The following is a 19548-nucleotide window of genomic DNA, read 5'->3' as shown; positions in this document are numbered from 1 at the left end:
GCTGTTTCTTTGGCTACTAGGCCTTGAAACGCGGGAACGCGCTGCGGCCGGCGTAGCGTGCGGCGTCGTCAAGTTCCTCTTCGATGCGCAGCAGCTGGTTGTACTTGGCAACGCGCTCGGAGCGGGCCGGGGCACCGGTCTTGATCTGCCCGGCGTTGGTGGCAACGGCGATGTCGGCGATCGTGGTGTCCTCGGTTTCACCGGAGCGGTGCGAGGTGATGGTGGTGTAACCGGAGCGCTGGGCCAGGGAAACGGCGTCCAGGGTTTCGGTCAGCGAGCCGATCTGGTTGACCTTGACCAGCAGGGAGTTGGCCGTGGCGGCGTCGATGCCCTGCTGCAGGCGCTCGGGGTTGGTGACGAACAGGTCGTCGCCCACCAGCTGGACCTTGTCACCGATGGCGTCGGTGAGGATCTTCCAGCCTTCCCAGTCATTCTCGTCCAGCGGGTCCTCGATGGACACCAGCGGGTAGTCGGCAACGAGTTCGGCGTAGTAAGCGCTCATCTCGGCGGCGCTCAGGGCCTTGCCTTCGAACTGGTAGGCACCGTCCTTGAAGAACTCGGAGGAGGCGACGTCCAGGGCCAGGGCGATGTCGGTGCCCGGGGTGTAGCCGGCGTTCTGGATGGCTTCCTGGATCAGGTCCAGGGCAGCGCGGTTGGACGGCAGGTTCGGGGCGAAGCCGCCCTCGTCGCCGAGGCCGGTGGAGAGGCCCTTCTGCTGCAGCACGGACTTGAGGTTGTGGTAAACCTCGACGCCCCAGCGCAGGCCCTCGGAGAAGGTCTCGGCGCCGATCGGGGCGATCATGAATTCCTGGATGTCGACGTCGGAATCCGCGTGCGAGCCGCCGTTGAGGATGTTCATCAGCGGAACGGGCAGGACGTGGGCGTTCGGGCCACCCAGGTACTTGTACAGCGGCAGGTCGGCGGAGGCTGCTGCGGCGTTGGCAACTGCCAGGGAGACACCGAGGATGGCGTTGGCGCCCAGCTTGCCCTTGTTGGCCGTGCCGTCCAGGTCGATCATGGCCTGGTCGATGCTGCGCTGGTCGGTGGCGTCAAAGCCGGTCAGGGCCGGTGCGATCTGGTCGATGACGGCGTCAACGGCCTTCTGGACGCCCTTGCCGAGGTAGCGGCCCTTGTCGCCGTCGCGCAGTTCAACGGCTTCGTGCTCGCCGGTGGACGCACCGGACGGAACGGCAGCGCGGCCGATCTGGCCGTCGGAGAGGAGAACTTCAACTTCGACGGTGGGGTTGCCACGGGAATCGAGGATCTCGCGGGCGTGGATGGCATCGATAAGCGCCATGGATGTGCTCCTTGTGGGCGATTTACTGGGGACTTTAGGGGAAAAATCTCGACGTCCTCGTCAGTGACTAGCGTAGTCGAGAGTGGTGCACGTTACGGAAACCTATCCAGAACCCGGACGTCATGATCCGGGCGCGGACGTCTCCGGGTGGCGGTTCTGGTACCGCCGGACGGCCCCGCGGAGGGCGCGTTCGGCGTCGAACCCCCTGTTCCGGGCAGAACGGACGACGGCGAGCAGCAGCTCGCCGAGTTCGGCTTCGGTGTCTATCGATTCGGTCAGCTCAACCAATGGGGTTCGTTCAATCACTGGGGCTTGCAGCCCGGCCCGCTGGGCCCGGTCAAGGGTTTTCTGGGCCTGGGCCAACGCGGGCAGGGCCACCGGGATGCCTTCGAAGGGCGTGCTGCGCTGCGGGCTTTCCGCCTTTTTCACGGCGTCCCATTTGAGCACGATTTCCTCCACCGTGGCAGGAAAGGTGTCCTGCAGGGATCCGTCCGGTCGGAACACGTGGGGGTTGCGGCGGATCATCTTCTCGGTGAGGCCGCGCGCCACGTCGCCGAAGCCGAACAGGCCTCGTTCCTCGGCGAGCCGGGCGTGCAGCACCACCTGGAGCAGCACATCGCCCAGCTCGCCTTTCAGTTCAGCCTCGTCCGCACCGGTCTCGATGGTCTCGGCAACTTCGAAGGCCTCCTCCAGCAGGTATTCCACGAGCGACTCGTGGGTGAGGGCGCCCATCCAGGGGCAGTGCTCACGGAGGGCAGCGATCACCGCCAGCAGTTCCTCCGTTTCACTGGCGGGTTCGGGCTGTCGGACGGCTTCAGCCAAGGTCGCCGTACGCCTCGTTGATGTACTCCACGAGGGCTTCCTTTTCCTCCAGTGGCAGGAAGGATGCCTCGGCCGCGTTGAGCGTGAGTTCCAGCAGGTCATCGAGGTCGTAGTCGAAAGTCTCCACCAGGAGCTCGAACTCATCGGTAAGCGTCACGCCGCTCATGAGGCGGTTGTCCGTGTTGATGGTGACGTTGAATCCCAGCTGGTACAGCATGTCCAGCGGGTGGCTTTCGATGCCCTCACCGAAGGCTGCAATGGCACCGGTCTGCAGGTTGGAGGACGGGCAGATTTCCAGGGCGATGCCGCGGTCGCGGATCCAGCTGGACAGGTTGCCGAGGGTGACCAGGCCGATGTTGTCGCTGTCCTCGTCGTCGGCGTCGTCCTCGTCGAACTCCACCATGATGTCCTCGGCGATGCGTACGCCGTGGCCCAGGCGCAGCGCGCGGCCGTCAACGAGGGCGGACTGGATGCTGTCCAGTCCGGCGGCTTCACCGGCGTGCACTGTGGCCGGGAAGTTGTTCTCGGCCAGGTAGGTGAAGGCGTCGCGGAAGCGCGAGGGCAGGAAGCCGTCCTCGGCGCCGGCGATGTCGAACCCGACGGCGCCCTTGTCGCGGTGCCGAACGGCGAGTTCAGCGATTTCCTGGCCGCGGTCAGCATGCCGCATGGCCGTGATGAGCTGGCCCACCTGGATCTCGCGGCCGGTCTCGGCCACGGCCGCCACGCCGGCTTCGAGTCCTTCCTGGACCGCCTCGACAACCTCGTCCAGAGTCAGTCCATTCTGGAGGTGCTGCTCAGGTGCCCAGCGCACTTCGCCGTACACCACGCCGTCGTCCGCCAGATCCTCCACGAACTCCTTGGCGACGCGGAACAGACCTTCCTTGGTCTGCATGACGGCGACCGTGTGGTCGAACGTCTCAAGGTAGCGGACCAGCGAGCCGGAGTCGGCGGATTCGCGGAACCATTCACCCAGCGCCGTCGGGTCTGTGGACGGGAGGGCGTGCCCCACGGCCTCCGCCAGCTCGATGATGGTGGCAGGGCGCAGGCCGCCGTCCAGGTGGTCGTGAAGGGATACCTTGGGGAGGCTCTTCAGGTCGAAGTCAAGGGCAGGGGCGGCGTCAACGATTGGCTCAGTCACGTACCAACTCTAGGGTTGCACCGGCGGCAAAGCCAACGGGCGCGCGGCATGGCGACGGGCGGCCTGAAAGGCGGCCCATCCGCGCGCTGCTAAGCCACGCGGCTGCTCTGTTCCGGGACGTTGCCCTGTTCCGGTGCCGGGCTCTCGTCCGGGGCAGCGTGGGCATCGTTGCGGCCGAGCCGCTTGTGCCACCAGCGGAGGGCGTGGTCGATGATGATGCCCAGAATGATGGCGAACACGACGGCGATGCCGGCGCCCAGCAGGGGGTTGCTGTGCAGCCACGGGAAGGAACTTGCGACGAGGCCGATGCCTATCGAGTAACCCACCCATGTGAAGCACGCAAGGGCATCCAGCAGGAAGAACCTGCGGTGCGGGAACCCGGTGGTGCCGGCCACGTAGTTCACCGCCACGCGCCCCCACGGGATGTACCGCGCCGTGAAGATCAGCACGGCGCCGCGCTTCTCCAGTTCGTAGCGCGCCCACCCGAAAACTTTCTGCACTCTGGGCCGGCGCATCCATTTCCAGCGCTCCAGGCCGATCTTCCGGCCCAGCATGTACGCCATGTTGTCACCGGCCATGGCGCCGGTCAGGGCAGTCAGGCCGAGGATCCACAGGTTGGGCTCCCCGCTGTGCCGGGAAAAGGCCGCCAGCGCCACGATCAGCGTCTCGCTGGGGACCACCATCGCGAACCCGTCAACGAAGAAGAACATCAGCAGAACGGGATAAATCCACCACTGACCCGCTGCATGGAGCACGGCCTCATTAATAAACTCCACGCGGGTGTTGCTCCTCGGCAATATGACAAGACAGGAAGTGACGCAAATCGCTCTTTAGTGTCGCACGGCCGGAGGATAGTCCGCTACGCCCTGATTGGAAAGTCAACTTTCCTGGAGCGGATCCTGAATGCGGCCCCGCAGCCGGTTGATGACGAGGTCCACCAGGATGCCCAGCACAATGGCGCAAACAATGGCGATTACGGCTCCCAGCAGGTGGTTTTCCTCGAACCACTGGCCGAAGAACAGCCCGATGGCCACGGAATACGAGGCCCAGAGGGTGGCGGAAACCACAGTCAGACCGATAAAGCGCGGATGCGAATAGTGGGTGGCACCTGCGGTCAGGTTGACTGCCACCCGGCCGATGGGAACGAACCGCGCCACGAGGATCAGCGACGCCGGTCGCTTGCGCAGCTCCCGCCCGGCCCACCGGAACGCGCGCTGCATCCGCGGGCCGCGCATCCACCGCCAGCGCTGCGTGCCCACGCCGCGGCCGATGAGGTAGGCGGCGTTGTCGCCCGTGAAGGCGCCGAGTCCCGCCACGGCAGCGAGCAGCCATGGGTTGGGAACGTCCGCCGTCGCGGCGACGGCGGCCAGCCCCACCACCACGGATTCGCTGGGAATGGGCGGGAAGAAGCCGTCGATGACACAACAGGCGAGGACTACGAACAGGACCCAGGGCTGGCCGGCAGCGGCGAGGATGAAGTCATTGATGGCCTGCACGGTCAGGCGATGCGGTCGATGATGAGCTGCTGGGCAGGCCTGGAGCCAATGGGGGCGATGGTGACGGCATGGTCGAGCGCCTCCTTGGCCCGGGCAAACTTCTCCGGTGTGTCCGTCAGCAGGGTCATCAGCGGTTCGCCGGCACGCACAGTTGCGCCTGGCTTGGCGTGCATGCGGACGCCCGCACCCGCCTGCACTGCGTCTTCTTTCCGGGCCCTCCCGGCGCCGAGCCGCCAGGCCGCCACACCCACGGCAAACGCGTCGAGCTCCACGAGGACTCCGTCGGCGGGCGCGTGGATGGTTTCAGATTCCCGGGCCACCGGCAGCTTCGCCCGCGGGTCCCCGCCCTGGGCCTCGATCATCCGGTTCCAGACGTCCATGGCCCTGCCGTCCTTGAGCGCGGCGGCGGGATCGGCGTCGGAAACACCGGCGCAGCGCAGCATCTCCTCCGCGAGTCTCACTGTCAGTTCGACCACGTCGGCCGGGCCGCCGCCGGCGAGGACCTCAACGGATTCCTCCACCTCGATGGCGTTGCCCGCGGTGAGCCCGAGCGGGGTGCCCATGTTGGTCAGCAGTGCCACGGTTTCCACGCCGGCGTCCTTGCCGAGGGCCACCATGGTCTCGGCCAGTTCGCGTGCCCCGGCCTCGTCCTTCATGAACGCCCCGCTGCCCACCTTGACGTCCAGCACCAGCGAGCCCGTGCCCTCGGCGATCTTCTTACTCATGATGGAGGACGCAAGCAGCGGGATGGACTCGACGGTGCCCGTGACGTCACGGAGCGCGTAGAGCTTCTTGTCCGCGGGGGCGAGCCCTGGTCCGGCGGCACAGATCACCGCGCCCACCTCCTGGAGCTGGGCAAGCATTTCGTCGTTGCTCAGGGCCGCGCGCCAGCCAGGAATGGACTCGAGTTTGTCCAGCGTGCCGCCGGTGTGGCCCAGCCCGCGGCCGGACAGCTGCGGCACCGCCACCCCAAAGACGGCGACGAGGGGCGCCAGCGGCAGGGTGATCTTGTCCCCCACTCCGCCCGTGGAGTGTTTGTCGGTGGTTACCTTCACGCCGCCATCGGGCCGCCGGAGGCCGGAGAAGCCCATCCGTTCCCCCGAGGCGATCATGGCCGCGGTCCACTGCGAGATCTCGGCGCGGTCCATGCCGTTGAGCAGGATGGCCATGTTCAGGGCGGCCATCTGCTCCTCGGCGATGACACCGCGGGTGTAAGCGTCGATGGTCCACTCGATCTGCTCGGGGCTGAGTGCGCCCTTGTCCCGTTTGGTCCGGATGATGTCGACGGCGTCGAACGCCTCGTTCTTCTGGGTCACCGGGTTCCCTCCAGGTGTTCGGGGCCAAAGGCGTCGGGCAGCACCTGGTCCATGGTCTTGATCCCGTGGGTGGTCATCAACTCCATACCGGGTGCCCGGAACTCATACAGCAGCTGCCGGCAGCGTCCGCAGGGCATCAGCACGTTGCCGCCGCCGTCGACGCAGCAGAAGGCGCGGAGCAGGCCGCCGCCGGTCATCTGCAGGTTTCCCACGAGGACGCACTCGGCGCACAGCGTCAGGCCGTAGCTGGCATTTTCCACGTTGCAGCCGCTCACGATCCGGCCATCCGTCGTGAAGGCCGCGGCCCCCACCGGAAAGTTCGAGTAGGGCGAGTAGGCGGCCTTCATGGCGTCGAGCGCGGCGGCCTTCAGGGCCGTCCAGTCAATACTGGCGCCCTCGTCGTTGGCGTCGTTCTGCACGGCCGTCACCCCTTGGCGTACGGGATGCCGCTGGCCGGCACCCGGGTGCGCCGCAGCGCACTCATGAGCCCACTTTAGTGTCCTGCCCCGTGTCCCGGTAACACGCCGAGCGCGAACGGACACTTGCGGCCCCTCGGGCAGGGGCTTAGGGATCCCTGCGCTCGGGGATGACGGCAGCTGCACGGGCTAAAGCCGGACGAGCATCTTCCCCGTGTTTCCGCCGTCGAGCATGTCCATGAAGGCCTGTGGCGCGTTCTCCAGGCCGTCAACCACGGTCTCGTCGTAGCGGACGGTGCCGTCGGCCAGCCAGCCGGCCATCCGCCCGGCGAACTCGGCGGCGTGCTGCCGCTGGCCGCCCACCAGGAACCCGCGTAGCGTGAGCTGTTTCCCGATCGCCACGGCGAGGTTGCGCGGCGCGGCCGGCGGCTCCGTCGAGTTGTACTGGGCGATGGCGCCGCACATGGCCACGCGGCCGCCCACGTTCAGGACGGACAGTGCGGCTTCGAGGTGGTCGCCGCCGACGTTGTCGAAGTACACGTCTATGCCACCACTGCCGGCGGCGGCCTTCAGCTGGTCCAGGACCGGGGCATCGCGGTAATTGAACGCCGCGTCGAAGCCCAGGTCCAGCAGCCGCGCAACTTTCTCCGGCGTGCCCGCGCTGCCGATCACCTTCGAGGCCCCCATCGCCTTGGCGATCTGCCCCACGAGCGAGCCCACCGCACCAGCGGCGCCCGAGACGAACACGGCATCTCCGGGCTTGAACTCCGCAACCTTCAGGAGGCCTGCGTACGCCGTGAGTCCGGTCATGCCCAACGCGCCCAGGAAGGCTGAGGCCGGGGCGAGGTTCGTGTCCGCGGGAGTTATCCGTTCCGCGTCCACCACCGCATGCTCCCGCCAGCCGAGCTGATGGACGACGACGTCCCCCACCTTGCGCGCATCGGACCGGGACGCGATCACCTCACCCACCGCACCGCCGTCGAGCGCTTTGTCCAGCGCAAACGGCGCTGAATAGGATTTGGCGTCGTTCATGCGGCCGCGCATGTAGGGGTCCACCGAGATGAATAGGTTCCGGACCAGGACCTCGCCTTCCTTGAGGGCCGGAACTGCCGTCTCGGCGAGCCTGAAGTTCTCCGGAACCGGCCGCCCTTCCGGCCGGGAGGCCAGCTGGATCTCCCGAGTGGTCACCGGCAGTTCCGTTGCTGCGCCGGCGCTCACGCTGCGAACTCCACGAGCGTGAGTGCGACGTCCATGTTGCCGCGCGTCACGTTGGAGTACGGGCAAATGCTGTGCGCCTTGGTCATGAGGCTCTCGGCAGTGCCTCGGTCCAGTGCGGGGAGGGCAATTTCCAGTTCGGCGGCCAGCCCGTAGCCGTCGCGGTCCTCAAGGGCGCCGAAGTGGATCTTGGCGGCGACGGCGGAGTCCGTGAGGTCTGCCCGGGCCTGCCGGCCGACCACGCGGAGGGCGGAGTGGAAGCATGCCGCATAGCCGGCGGCGAACAGCTGCTCCGGGTTGGTGCCCTGGCCGCTGCCGCCCAGCTCCACCGGGCTGGCGAGGGTGACGTCGAGTTTGCCGTCCTTGGTACGCGCGGAACCGTCGCGGCCTTCGCCGGACGCCAGCGCCTCTGCTGTGTAGAGAGTCTTCAAGATGATTCCTTCTGGTGGGGAGGTCTGTTTTGGTGTCTTGGGGGTTGCCTAGAGCGAATTGTGCAGGGCGGCTGTGAGCTTGCCGAGGGTTTCGCGCAGCTGGTCAAGCTCGCCGGGGCTCAGGCCAGCCGCGGCAGCGAGGTGCTGGGGCACTCCGGAGGCCTTGCTGCTCAGGGCCTTGCCGGCGTCGGTCAGGTGCACGGCGACGCGGCGTTCATCCTCGGCCGAGCGCCGCCGCTCCACAAGGGCCAGCGCTTCGAGCCGCTTGAGGAGGGGCGAGAGGGTTCCGGAGTCGAGCCCAAGCTCCTCCCCCAGTTCCCGCACGCCGCGCGGCTCGTTTTCCCAGAGCACCAGCATGACGAGGTACTGCGGGTACGTCAGGCCGAGCTCGTCCAGGAGCGGGCGGTAGACGGCCGTAGCAGCCCTCGAGGCGGAGTAGAGGGCAAAGCACACTTGGCGGTCGAGACGGGGAGCATCGGGCATGCCTACAACGGTAGCGGACAATTCAATTGTGCACAACTTACCTGAGCAAAGGAAGCGCGAACGGACACTTGCGGCCCTCGGATCGGGGCTTAAATGTCCGTTCGCGCTGGAAGGTGCTGCGGGGTCTAGAGGTCGCGGATGGTGCGGAGCGCTGCGGCGGTGAGGACCTGGATACCGAAGCCGAGGGCACGCTCGTCCAGGATGTAGTCGCCGCGGTGCAGGTCGTACTCCTCGCCGCCGGGAGTCTTGGTGCCGAGGCGCATCATGGCCCCCGGCAGCTCGGCGAGGAACCAGGCGAAGTCCTCCCCGCCCATGGACTGCGGCGTCAGCACCACTGCGCCCTCGCCGATCTCGGCGCGCGCGGAGGCCTCGATCAGAGCAGTCTCGTGCTCTGAATTGACCACCGGCGGAACGCCCCGGGTGTGCTCCAGCCGCACGTCGACGCCGTAGGGCGCGGCCACCTGGTGCACCACTTCATCCAGCAGTTCACCGGCACTGTGCCAGGCGTCCCGGTCCAGGCACCGCATAGTCCCTGCCATGTATCCGGTGCCGGGGATCGCGTTGGGTGCCGAGCCCGCGGAGATGTGTCCCCACACCACCGAGACGCCGCTGCGGACATCCACCCGGCGGGACAGGACGGCCGGCACGTTCACGGCAATCTGCGCCAGCGCGAAAACAAGGTCCTCGGTCAGGTGCGGGCGGGAGGTGTGCCCGCCGCGGCCCGACAGTTCAATCCTGATGGTGTCCGACGCCGAGGTGATGGCGCCGATGCGCGTGCCGATCTTGCCGACTTCGATGCGCGGGTCGCAGTGCAGTGCCAGGATGCGGGGCACGCCTTCCAGGACGCCCTGCTCGATGCAGGAGTGCGCCCCGCCCGGCATGGTTTCCTCGGCCGGCTGGAAGATGATGCGCACCGTGCCGCCCAGCGGGGACTCCTGGTGCATGCGGTGCAGCACCAGCGCGATGCCCAGCATGGTGGTGGTGTGCACGTCGTGGCCGCAGGCGTGCGTGACGCCGTGGTTCTTCGAGGCGAACGGGAGTCCTGTTTCCTCGATGATTGGGAGCGCGTCGATGTCGCCGCGCAGCGCCGTGGCGATCGGACCTTCACCGATGTCCACGGTCAGGCCGGTGCCCTCCAGCCGGCGGGGCTGGAGGCCGGCAGCCTCCAGCCGCTCGGCCAGCTTGTCGGTGGTCCGAAATTCCCTGAAGGACAGTTCGGGGTGCGCATGCAGGTCACGGCGAAAATCGATCAGTTCCGGCAGCAGGGGCTCGAGCCACGGCCCCACCAGGGCGGTGGGCTCAGCTTCAGTAGTGTAATTGCGCACACCTCAACTGTAGCGAGGCCGGAATAATTAGCGGCATCGCCTTCTCCGCGTTACGTGTCCGTCATCCCCGCTTAACGCAATATTGGAGGGCGCCGCCGGACTATCGGCGGCGCCCTCCAATAAGAGGTCGGTTTGCTAGAGAACGTCGGTGTCGCCGCTGGCCTTCAGCGCGTCCACCGCCTGCTTCACCCGCTGGGAGTGCTGCTTGGTGGTGACCAGCAGCGCATCCGGGGTGTCCACAATGACGACGTCCTTGATGCCGATCAGCGCGATGACACGCTTGGTGTCCGAGACCACCACGCCGCTGGCGTTTTCGGTGAAGACGCGGGCGCCCTCGCCGAGGACCGTCACCTCGTCCACTTCTTTGGCGCTGTTGAGCCGGCCCACGGAGGCGAAGTCACCGACGTCGTCCCAGCGGAAGGAGCCGGGTACGACGGCGACGTCCCCGGCGGCCGCTGCGGGCTCGGCCACGGCATAGTCAATGGCGATCTTGGGCAGCGTTGGCCAGATCCGGGCGGTGACCTCGTCCCGCTGGGGGGTATCCCAGGCCTGGGCGATTTCCTGGAGGCCAGTGAACAACTCGGGCTGGTTCGCTTCCAGGTGCTTGAGCATGAGGGAAACGGGCGCCACGAACATGCCGGCGTTCCAGACGTACTCGCCGCTGTCCACGTACTGCTCGGCGACGTCCTCGTCCGGCTTCTCCACGAACTCCACTACCGCCTGGGCGCTGGGCGCGCCGGGGATGTGCAGCGAGCTTCCGGACCGGATGTAGCCGAAGCCCGTGGACGGGTGCGTCGGCTTGATGCCGATGGTCACGATCTTGCCGGCTGCTGCGGTGTGGATGGCTTCGCGGACGGCGTCCTGGAAGAGACTGTCGGGGCTGATCACGTGGTCCGCGGCAAAGGAACCCATGATGACGTCCGGATCCCGCTGGTGCAGGATGGCTGCGGCCAGGCCGATGGCGGCCCCGGAGTCCTTGGGTTCGCTCTCGAGCACGAGGTCGCCGTCCTGAACCTCGGGCAGCTGGCTGCACACGGCGGTCCGGTGCGCCACGCCGGTGACCACGAGGACGCGGTTGCCTGCCAGCGGTTCAAGGCGGTCGTAGGTGGCACGCAGGAGCGTGCTGCCGGAACCGGTGAGGTCATGAAGGAACTTGGGAGCTGCTGCACGTGACAGAGGCCAGAGGCGGGTCCCCACACCGCCTGCAGGAATCACAGCGATAAAACGGCTGAGAGGTGAATCCTGGCTTGTCACTTTGTCGTTACTCATCAAGGCCTACTTTAGCCGACGCACCTCATGACGGTCTTTCGCGGCCGGCCAGCATGTGGATACAGTGGCAACAGATGTGGTCTTCGTCTCAAAATAGCCGAAAATCCGTACAGTACGTGGCGGGCAAGGAACGCCTGAATTGAATAAGCTGTGAGCGAAGCCTAGATTTAGGCCTGAGCTACGAGTGCTCTCGCAGTAGGCGTTCCCCCCGCGTGGATCCCACGCCAGCGCCACTGTTTTGCAGGGAGGTTTATTCAGTGCCGACGAAACCAGCTGGCACCTTGTACCGCGGCCGTGAAGGCATGTGGTCTTGGGTTGGACACCGCATTACTGGTGTAGTGATCTTTTTCTTCTTGTTGGTCCATGTGCTGGACACCTCCCTGGTGAGGGTGTCGCCTGAGGCTTACACCGCCGTAATCGGCGCCTACAAGAACCCGCTGATGGCCCTGGGTGAAACGGGCCTCGTCGCAGCGATCGTGTTCCACGCCTTCAACGGCCTGCGGATCATCGCCGTCGACTTCTGGAAGAAGGGCGCCAAGTACCAGCGCCAGATGCTTTGGGTGGTGCTGGGCCTGTGGGTCGTCACCATGGTCGCCTTCGCCATCCGCCACCTGTCCCTCGCGCTCGGAGGTCACTAAGCCATGTCTGCAACTGAGATCCAGTCCCCGCGCAGCGGACAGATCGCCGGCAAGCCCGAGTCCGGCAAGATCGCCCCGAAGTACCGCCGCAACGGCAACTCGCGCGGCAACTTCGAAATGCTGGCCTGGCTGTTCATGCGCCTCTCCGGAGTGGTCCTGGTGGTGCTGATCTTCGGCCACCTGATCGTGAACCTCCTGGTGGGCGAAGGCATCCACGCCATCGACTTCGGCTTCGTCGCCGGCAAGTGGGCAGATCCGTTCTGGCAGTTCTGGGACCTGGCCATGCTGTGGCTCGCCATGCTGCACGGCACCAACGGCGTGCGCACCATCATCAACGACTACGCCGAGAAGGACTCCACCCGCTTCTGGCTCAAGATGGTCCTCTACGCAGCGTCCGCCGTCATCATCATCCTCGGCACCCTGGTGATCTTCACCTTCAACCCGTGCCCGGTAGTGGACGGCGTCCAGCTGCCCGGCGGCTTCTGCCCCGCGTAGCATCCCGTGGCGGCCCGCCATCCGTTGGCGGGCCGCAATTTTGTGCGGAGACGGCTCAGACCGCCCGCTGTTTTATTGCGAATTTTGAGAGAAAGAGCGTCTGGTATGCAGGTCCATAAGTACGACGTCGTCATCGTCGGTGCCGGTGGCGCCGGGATGCGCGCCGCGATCGAATCCGGTCAGCGTGCGCGAACAGCAGTACTGACCAAGCTGTACCCCACCCGCTCCCACACGGGTGCGGCGCAGGGCGGCATGTGTGCAGCCCTGGCCAATGTCGAGGAAGACAACTGGGAATGGCACACCTTCGACACCATCAAGGGCGGCGACTACCTGGTTGACCAGGACGCCGCCGAGGTCATGGCCAAAGAGGCCATCGACGCAGTGCTGGACCTCGAGAAGATGGGCCTGCCGTTCAACCGCACGCCCGAGGGCCGCATCGACCAGCGCCGCTTCGGCGGCCACACCCGTGACCACGGCAAGGCTCCGGTGCGCCGCGCGTGCTACGCCGCCGACCGCACGGGCCACATGATCCTCCAGACCCTGTACCAAAACTGCGTCAAGCACAACGTTGAGTTCTACAACGAGTACTACGTCCTGGACCTCCTGACCGTCGAGGAAGACGCCGTACGCGAGGACGGCACGCCGTTCAAGCAGAAGCGCGTGGCCGGCGTCGTGTCCTACGACCTCGCCTCCGGCGAGCTGCACGTGTTCCAGGCCAAGTCCGTGGTGTTCGCCTCCGGCGGCGCCGGCAAGGTCTTCAAGACCACCTCCAACGCCCACACCCTGACCGGTGATGGCATGGGCATCGCGTTCCGCCGCGGCATCCCCCTGGAGGACATGGAGTTCTTCCAGTTCCACCCGACCGGCCTCGCAGGCCTGGGCATCCTCCTGTCCGAAGCCGCCCGCGGTGAAGGTGCCATCCTGCGCAACTCCGAGGGTGAACGCTTCATGGAGCGCTACGCCCCCACCATCAAGGACCTCGCCCCGCGTGACATCGTGGCACGCTCCATGGCCAACGAGGTCCGCGAAGGCCGCGGCTGCGGTCCGAACAAGGACTACGTGCTCCTTGACCTGACGCACCTTGAGCCCGCCCACATCGACGCGAAGCTGCCGGACATCACCGAGTTCGCCCGCACCTACCTCGGCGTGGAGCCCTACACGGAGCCGGTTCCCGTGTTCCCGACGGCCCACTACGCCATGGGCGGCATCCCGACGAACATCACCACCGAGGTCCTGCAGGACAACGACACCGTGGTTCCGGGCCTCTACGCCGCCGGCGAGGTGGCCTGCGTTTCCGTGCACGGCTCTAACCGCCTCGGCACCAACTCCCTGCTGGACATCAACGTGTTCGGCAAGCGCGCCGGCATTGCCGCCGCCGAATACGCCAAGACGGCCGACTTCGTGGAGCTGCCGGAGAACCCGGAGGCCTACACGATTGAGCTGCTCAACATCGCCCGCAACGGCACCGGCGACGAGAAGGTGGCCCAGATCCGCAAGGAACTGCAGGACACCATGGACGCCAACATGCAGGTGTTCCGCACGGCTGACACGCTCAACCAGGTCCTCCGGGACATCGAGTCCTTCGAGGAGCGATACACCCGCATCAACGTCCAGGACAAGGGCAAGCGCTTCAACCTTGACCTGCTGGAGGCCGTTGAGCTCGGGTTCCTGCTGGAACTGGCCAGGGTCATGACGGTTGCTGCCCTGCACCGTGAGGAATCCCGCGGCGGCCACTTCCGCGAGGACTTCCCGGACCGCGACGACGAAAAATTCATGAAGCACTCCATGGCGTACAAAGAAGACCACGCACCGGCCGACGGTTCCGCGGAGGAGGCAATCGCCGGTGTCCGGCTTGCCACCAAGCCGGTTGTCTTTACGCGCTACGAGCCGATGGTGAGGAAGTACTAATATGTCCGCTGAACTTGCTGAGCCAGCCTCCAAGATCGAACTTCCCGCCGGTGTTGGCGGCGGCGGGGAAATCCCGACGTTCGACATCACCCTGCGCGTCCGGCGCTACGACCCCGAGGTTTCCGCGGAAGCCCGCTGGGACGACTACAAGCTGACCATGTACGGCACGGACCGCGTGCTGGACGCCCTGCACAAGATCAAGTGGGAAATTGACGGTAGCGTCTCCTTCCGCCGTTCCTGCGCCCACGGCGTCTGCGGTTCCGATGCCATGCGCATCAACGGCCGCAACCGTCTCGCCTGCAAAACCCTCCTGAAGGACCTGGACACGTCCAAGCCCATCACCGTTGAGCCCATCAAGGGCCTGCCGGTGGAGAAGGACCTGATTGTGGACATGGAGCCGTTCTTCCAGTCCTTCCGCGAGGTCATGCCGTTCCTCATCAACAAGGGCCACGAGCCCACGAAGGAACGCCTGCAGTCCGCCGAGGACCGTGAGCGCTTCGACGACACCACCAAGTGCATCCTGTGCGCCGCGTGCACGTCCTCCTGCCCGGTGTTCTGGACCGACGGCCAGTACTTCGGGCCGGCAGCGATCGTGAACGCCCACCGGTTCATCTTCGACTCCCGTGACGACGCCGGCGACATGCGCCTGGAGATCCTCAACGACAAGGAAGGCGTGTGGCGCTGCCGCACCACCTTCAACTGCTCGGAGGCTTGCCCCCGCGGCATCCAGGTCACGCAGGCCATCGCGGAGGTCAAGCAGGCCATCCTGGCCCGCAAGATCTAAGGATTAAGCGCGGACGACGGCGTCGCTCACCACGTGCGGTAAACGTACGGTGAGCGGCGCCGTCGTCGTTTTCCTCATAAAGCCGCTCGTATTTCCCACTAGAGCCATTCGCATCACACGAAAGGGGACACCGTGTCCCGCTCCGAAAAAGTCTCGTTCGAAGGCACCACCGGCGAACTGCTCTCCGGCATCCTCGATGTGCCGGACGGCCCGGTGAAGGGCTGGGGCGTCTTTTCGCACGGCTTCACCCTGGGCAAGGACAGCCCCGCGGCATCCCGGATGTGCAAGGCGCTGGCGGACAACGGGATCGGCATGCTCCGGTTCGACAACGTGGGCCTCGGCGGCTCTGCGGGCCAGTGGTCCGCAGGGTCGTTCAGCCACAAGGTGGCGGACACCGTCCGGGCTGCGGAGTACATGCGGGCCGAGGGCCGGGCCATTTCCCTGCTGGTGGGGCATTCCTTCGGCGGTGCAGCCGTCCTCGCTGCCGCGTCCGAGATCCCGGAACTGGATGCGGTCGCCACGGTCGGGGCGCCCTTCTCCCCCAAGCATGTAGCCCACGTCTTCGATGCGGCGCTGGACAAGATCCTCAGCGAGGGCAGTGCCGAGGTGGACCTGGGTGGCAAGCGGGTGGAGATCCGCCGGCACTTCGTGGAGGACCTCGAGAACGCCGACCTCACGGACTGCATCAAGCGGCTGCACAAGCCCCTGATGGTCCTGCACTCCCCCACGGACAACACCGTGGGCATCGAGAACGCCAGCACGATCTTCCAGACCGCCCGCCACCCGCGGAACTTCGTCTCGCTGGAGGGCAGCGACCACCTGCTGACCGGCAAGGGGCAGGCGGCGCGGGCCGCGAAGATTATCGCGGCGTGGGCCGACCAGTACCTCGACGCCGGACACTGACGCCCACGGGGCGCGGGTGCTCGGCCGGATGGAGCCCTTCTACGGGCGTCTTTCCGGGCTGCACCTGCCGTGACCCCCAGCCGACGGTCTTGGCCGCGGGGGAGGCCTTCAGGTCCCCCTCGCGGATGGCTGACCAGGACGCGGCCACAAGGTAGACCTGGCTGACCAGGTTGAACCAGATCAGCAGCCCGATGATGATCGCGAACGGCGCCAGGATGGGGTTGCGGCCGGCACCGGCCAGCAGTTCTGTGCTGAAGACCTGCAGGACAGTGGTGCCCAGTCCGGCGAGGATGGTTCCCTCCAGCAGCGCCTGCCGGGACAGCTTGAGGCCTCCTGCCAGGCGGAACATGATCAGCGCCGTGATCCAGTTCAGGACCAGCGGCACGGCGATCTTGATCAGGGCCGCCAGCGGCCCCGCCACGGCCGGGTCCAGGCGGAGCTGCTCCATCGCCCAGCCCGCCGCGGTGCCGAACACGAGCGACGCACCCGAACTGATGACCAGGGCGACGCCGAGCAGCAGCAGGGTGCCGGCGTCGTGCAGTTTGACGACGACCGGATTGAGTTTTAGCGGGCCCAGCATCATCACGCCGCGGAGCCCCTCCCGGAGGCCGGCGATCCAGCCCAGGGACGTAATGACGGTGACGACGGCGGCGATCACTGCCGTCCAGCCGAGACCGTCAGGGTTCAGGAGGTCCTTCGGATCGACAAGCCCATCGCCGCCGTCGACCTTCAGCAGCCCGGGGGCGCTTTCGGCGACGCTGGCGGTGATCCGGTCCAGGAGTGCCGGCTGGCCGCGGAGGGCAAGCCCTGCGATGGAGAATCCCGTGGCCAGCAGGCCGGTGATGGAGAAGAACATGTTGAAGCCGGTGCCCGCGCTCATCAGCGGGCCGTGCTGGCGCGTGTAGTGCTGCCAGGCCCGCATCGGCCGGAAGGCGTTCAGCCGCGCCTGCAGCCACTGCACCAGGGCCATGAGCTGGGGAAACGCTCCCTGGCCGGACCTGCGGGCCTTGCCCCACTGCACCTGCTTGCGGATGACCTCCAGCTGCAGCTGCGCACGCTCAGTGGGGAGCGGTGGCTCCGTCGGCGTTTGGTGCCCGGAGGGCGTCCCGTTCGTCGTCTGGTTCGGTACCAAAGTCAAGCTCTTCCCGTAGCTGCCAAATACCGTCGGTGTCGTGCTCGTAAAGTCCCATGCTAACCACGGGGAAGGTGGCCCTGTAGTCTTTCAGCACCGTTTCGGCCTCATCGAGGCTCTCGGGTGCGACGTCGTGGGCAATGGTCACATGGGGATGGTAGGCAAAAGGCAGCTCACGTGCGAGTGGTCCGGTCTGGAGCTTTTCGTGCAGGTCGACGCATTCCTGGAACCCGTCCTCCACGTTGATGAAGACCACCGGGGAGACGGGCCGGAAGGACCCCGTGCCGCAGATGGTCACCATGAACGGCGCCTGCGTCCGGGCCACCGCCCGCACGTGATCCCGGGCAGCTTCCCAGTCCTGCGTGGGCGTGGTGGTGACCAGCGTGATGTGCGCCGGGATGACGGTGGCCATGGGGTCCCCGAAGGACGCCCGCCACCGCTGCAGCTCCTCGGCGATTTCAGGCGGGAAGCCCAGAATGACCCCGAGGCTCATTCCGTTGCTGACTCCGCTGTTGGCGGGCATGGGGGCCGGCATCTCGCTAGCGGGCTCCGGCATATGGCAGGAAGCCGGTCTTGGCATAAACGTCCGCGAGGGTGGCGGAGGCGATGGCGCGGGCCTTGTCGGCGCCGTGGGCCAGCAGCCGGTCCAGCTCGGCCGGGTCGGCCAGCAGTTCGTTCGCGCGGTCGCGGATCGGGGTCAGGCGCTCCGTCACCACCTCGGCAAGGTCCACCTTGAGGTGGCCGTACATCTTGCCCTGGTAGTCGCCAACGAGCGCATCCACCGACCGGCCCGTGATGGCCGAGTAAATGGTCAGCAGATTCGAGACCCCGGGCTTGGTTTCCCGCTCGAACCGGATTTCCGTTTCCGTGTCCGTGACCGCCGACTTGATCCGCTTGGCGATGACCTTCGGATCATCCAGCAGATTGATCAGGCCGGCCGGGGATTCTGCCGACTTGGACATCTTGGCGGTGGGGTTCTGCAGATCGTAGATCTTCGCGGATTCCAGCTGGATAAAGGGCTTGGGCACGGTGAAGGTCTCGCCGAAGCGGGAGTTGAACCGGGTGGCGAGGTCGCGGCTGAGCTCGACGTGCTGGCGCTGGTCCTCGCCCACCGGAACGCCGTGGGGCTGGTAGAGCAGGATATCCGCGGCCTGCAGGATGGGGTAGGTGAACAAGCCCACGCTCGCCTGGTCCGAGCCCTGCTTCTGCGCCTTGTCCTTGAACTGTGTCATGCGGGACGCTTCGCCAAAGCCCGTGATGCAGTTCAGGACCCAGGCCAGCTGGGCGTGTTCGGGCACCTGGGACTGGACGAACAGGGTGCACTTGTCTACATCCACGCCGCCGGCGATGTACTGCGCCGCCGTGACCCGCGTCCGGCGGGCCAGCTCGGCGGGGTCCTGGGGAACGGTGATCGCGTGCAGGTCCGGGATGAAGAAGATGGCGTCGTACTCATCCTGCATCCGAACCCAGTTGACGAGGGCGCCGAGGTAGTTGCCAAGGTGCAGCGAGTCGGCGGAGGGCTGCATGCCGGACAGGATCCGGTGCCGGATCCCGGCGGCCGGCTGGGTTCCGTTTGCTGATTCGGGCTGCGCAGCTGCGGCGTCGGTCACGGTGGAAGTGGAGATCATTCGTCGGAACCTTTGAAACTAGAGCCGGTAGTCCACTACCAGCGGGGCATGGTCAGAGAAGCGGGTGTCCCACGAGGGCGCCCGGTCCACGACGGCCGAAACTGCTGCGGCCGCGAGGGCGGGGGTGGCCAGGTGGTAGTCGATGCGCCAGCCGGTGTCGTTGTCGAAGGCCTGGCCGCGCTGCGACCACCAGGTGTAGGGGCCGTTGACGTTGCCCGCCAGGCCCCTGTGAACATCCTTCCAGCCGATCTCCTCACCGAAGAAGCGGTCAAAGTAGGCGCGCTCCTCAGGTAGGAAGCCGGCACGCTTGACGTTGCCCTTCCAGTTCTTGATGTCCAACTCGGTGTGGCCGACGTTCAGGTCACCGGTGACCAGGGCGTGGTCGCTGTGCTTGGTGAGCTCGGGCAGACGCGTGCTCATGAGATCCAGGAAGCGGTATTTGTCCTCCTGCTTGGGGGTGCCGGCCTCGCCGGAGTGCACGTAGGCGCTCACTACGGTCAGCTGGGACGCGTTGCCCTCGGCGTCGCGGACCCGGAAGTCCGCCTCCACCCAGCGGCCGGCCGTGGCGAAGTAGTCATCGCCGATGTGGTCGCGGGTAACGAGAGGCTCGTCACGGGAGGCGATGGCGACGCCGGCGCGGCCCTTGGCCTCGGCTTCGGCGTGCAGGATGTGCCACCCTTCGCCGATGAGCTGGCGGACGATTGCGTCAGGGGCCCGGACTTCCTGCAGCGTCAGGATGTCCACTTCGCGGGTCGCGAGCCATTCGGACATGCCCTTTTTGTAGGCAGCACGGAGGCCGTTGACGTTGACTGTTGCGATGCGAAGGTGGTCCTTCTTCAATGCCGAGCTCAC

General features: G+C 66.4%; 21 protein-coding genes. 5 read left to right on the top strand and 16 right to left on the bottom strand.

Annotated features, from left to right (window positions below):
• Positions 1-16 precede the first annotated feature (16 nt).
• From eno to CXZ05_RS00270, 12 genes are all read right to left on the bottom strand, one after another.
• The gene (gene eno / locus CXZ05_RS00325; protein WP_102970640.1) at positions 17-1297 is read right to left on the bottom strand and encodes a phosphopyruvate hydratase; all 1281 of its coding nucleotides are present in this window, start codon (positions 1295-1297) and stop codon (positions 17-19) included.
• Positions 1298-1417: 120 nt separating this feature from the next.
• Positions 1418-2029: a MazG nucleotide pyrophosphohydrolase domain-containing protein gene (locus CXZ05_RS00320; protein ID WP_102970930.1), complete on the bottom strand. Its 612-nt coding sequence runs from the start codon at positions 2027-2029 to the stop codon at positions 1418-1420.
• Between the two features lie 82 nt (positions 2030-2111).
• On the bottom strand, positions 2112-3257 hold the full coding sequence (locus tag CXZ05_RS00315) for an adenosine deaminase (RefSeq protein ID WP_102970639.1): 1146 nt from the start codon (positions 3255-3257) through the stop codon (positions 2112-2114).
• 89 nt (positions 3258-3346) lie between these two features.
• On the bottom strand, positions 3347-4033 hold the full coding sequence (locus CXZ05_RS00310; protein ID WP_102970638.1) for a DedA family protein: 687 nt from the start codon (positions 4031-4033) through the stop codon (positions 3347-3349).
• Between the two features lie 102 nt (positions 4034-4135).
• Positions 4136-4753 carry a DedA family protein gene (locus CXZ05_RS00305; protein WP_102970637.1) on the bottom strand — a complete coding sequence of 206 codons (618 nt, stop codon included), beginning with the start codon at positions 4751-4753 and terminating at the stop codon, positions 4136-4138.
• A gap of 2 nt (positions 4754-4755) precedes the next feature.
• The gene (locus CXZ05_RS00300) at positions 4756-6069 is read right to left on the bottom strand and encodes a thymidine phosphorylase (RefSeq protein WP_102970636.1); all 1314 of its coding nucleotides are present in this window, start codon (positions 6067-6069) and stop codon (positions 4756-4758) included.
• A complete protein-coding gene (locus CXZ05_RS00295) occupies positions 6066-6497 on the bottom strand; it encodes a cytidine deaminase (RefSeq protein WP_102970635.1) in 432 nt (143 codons plus the stop codon). Before CXZ05_RS00295 ends, CXZ05_RS00300 begins: the two co-directional genes overlap by 4 nt.
• 177 nt (positions 6498-6674) lie before the next feature.
• Entirely contained in the window at positions 6675-7703 is a 1029-nt protein-coding gene (locus CXZ05_RS00290; RefSeq protein WP_102970634.1) for an NADP-dependent oxidoreductase, read from the bottom strand.
• Positions 7700-8131 carry an organic hydroperoxide resistance protein gene (locus tag CXZ05_RS00285; protein WP_102970633.1) on the bottom strand — a complete coding sequence of 144 codons (432 nt, stop codon included), beginning with the start codon at positions 8129-8131 and terminating at the stop codon, positions 7700-7702. The genes CXZ05_RS00290 and CXZ05_RS00285 overlap by 4 nt, the downstream gene beginning before the upstream one ends.
• Positions 8132-8179: 48 nt before the next feature.
• Entirely contained in the window at positions 8180-8614 is a 435-nt protein-coding gene (locus CXZ05_RS00280; protein WP_102970632.1) for a MarR family winged helix-turn-helix transcriptional regulator, read from the bottom strand.
• A gap of 125 nt (positions 8615-8739) precedes the next feature.
• Positions 8740-9939: an amidohydrolase gene (locus CXZ05_RS00275; protein WP_102970631.1), complete on the bottom strand. Its 1200-nt coding sequence runs from the start codon at positions 9937-9939 to the stop codon at positions 8740-8742.
• Between the two features lie 135 nt (positions 9940-10074).
• Complete coding sequence (locus tag CXZ05_RS00270) at positions 10075-11208, bottom strand: mannose-1-phosphate guanylyltransferase (RefSeq protein ID WP_102970630.1); 1134 nt, start codon at positions 11206-11208, stop codon at positions 10075-10077.
• 257 nt (positions 11209-11465) lie between these two features.
• Here CXZ05_RS00270 and sdhC point away from each other — a divergent pair, with 257 nt between their 5' ends.
• The 5 genes from sdhC to CXZ05_RS00245 all read left to right on the top strand — a co-directional run bounded on the left by sdhC (position 11466) and on the right by CXZ05_RS00245 (position 15936).
• On the top strand, positions 11466-11846 hold the full coding sequence (gene sdhC / locus CXZ05_RS00265; RefSeq protein ID WP_076798412.1) for a succinate dehydrogenase, cytochrome b556 subunit: 381 nt from the start codon (positions 11466-11468) through the stop codon (positions 11844-11846).
• Between the two features lie 3 nt (positions 11847-11849).
• Positions 11850-12341, top strand: a complete 492-nt coding sequence (locus CXZ05_RS00260; protein WP_102970629.1) for a succinate dehydrogenase hydrophobic membrane anchor subunit — start codon at positions 11850-11852, stop codon at positions 12339-12341.
• Between the two features lie 105 nt (positions 12342-12446).
• Positions 12447-14249 (top strand): succinate dehydrogenase flavoprotein subunit, encoded by a 1803-nt coding sequence (gene sdhA / locus CXZ05_RS00255; RefSeq protein WP_102970628.1) that lies wholly within the window; start codon positions 12447-12449, stop codon positions 14247-14249.
• A gap of 1 nt (position 14250) precedes the next feature.
• Positions 14251-15033: a succinate dehydrogenase iron-sulfur subunit gene (locus CXZ05_RS00250; RefSeq protein ID WP_102970627.1), complete on the top strand. Its 783-nt coding sequence runs from the start codon at positions 14251-14253 to the stop codon at positions 15031-15033.
• Positions 15034-15165: 132 nt separating this feature from the next.
• The gene (locus tag CXZ05_RS00245) at positions 15166-15936 is read left to right on the top strand and encodes a S9 family peptidase (RefSeq protein ID WP_102970626.1); all 771 of its coding nucleotides are present in this window, start codon (positions 15166-15168) and stop codon (positions 15934-15936) included.
• On the opposite strand, the gene CXZ05_RS00240 is transcribed toward CXZ05_RS00245, so the two are convergent.
• Genes CXZ05_RS00240 through CXZ05_RS00225 form a run of 4 tightly spaced genes read right to left on the bottom strand, consistent with a single transcriptional unit; the run spans position 15893 to position 19548 of the window.
• Entirely contained in the window at positions 15893-16957 is a 1065-nt protein-coding gene (locus CXZ05_RS00240; RefSeq protein ID WP_180987219.1) for a YihY/virulence factor BrkB family protein, read from the bottom strand. The genes CXZ05_RS00245 and CXZ05_RS00240 overlap by 44 nt on opposite strands.
• Positions 16958-16994: 37 nt before the next feature.
• On the bottom strand, positions 16995-17591 hold the full coding sequence (locus CXZ05_RS00235) for a 2'-5' RNA ligase family protein (RefSeq protein WP_258006385.1): 597 nt from the start codon (positions 17589-17591) through the stop codon (positions 16995-16997).
• 16 nt (positions 17592-17607) lie between these two features.
• Positions 17608-18696, bottom strand: a complete 1089-nt coding sequence (trpS, locus tag CXZ05_RS00230; protein ID WP_102970623.1) for a tryptophan--tRNA ligase — start codon at positions 18694-18696, stop codon at positions 17608-17610.
• An 18-nt stretch (positions 18697-18714) separates the two neighbouring features.
• On the bottom strand, positions 18715-19548 hold the full coding sequence (locus tag CXZ05_RS00225) for an exodeoxyribonuclease III (protein WP_102970929.1): 834 nt from the start codon (positions 19546-19548) through the stop codon (positions 18715-18717).

The organism is Arthrobacter sp. AFG20 (assembly GCF_002892795.1).
In the GTDB taxonomy this organism is placed as follows: Bacteria; Actinomycetota; Actinomycetes; order Actinomycetales; family Micrococcaceae; genus Arthrobacter.
Note: the sequence above shows the minus strand (reverse complement) of the source record. Positions and strands in the feature narration are given on the sequence as shown.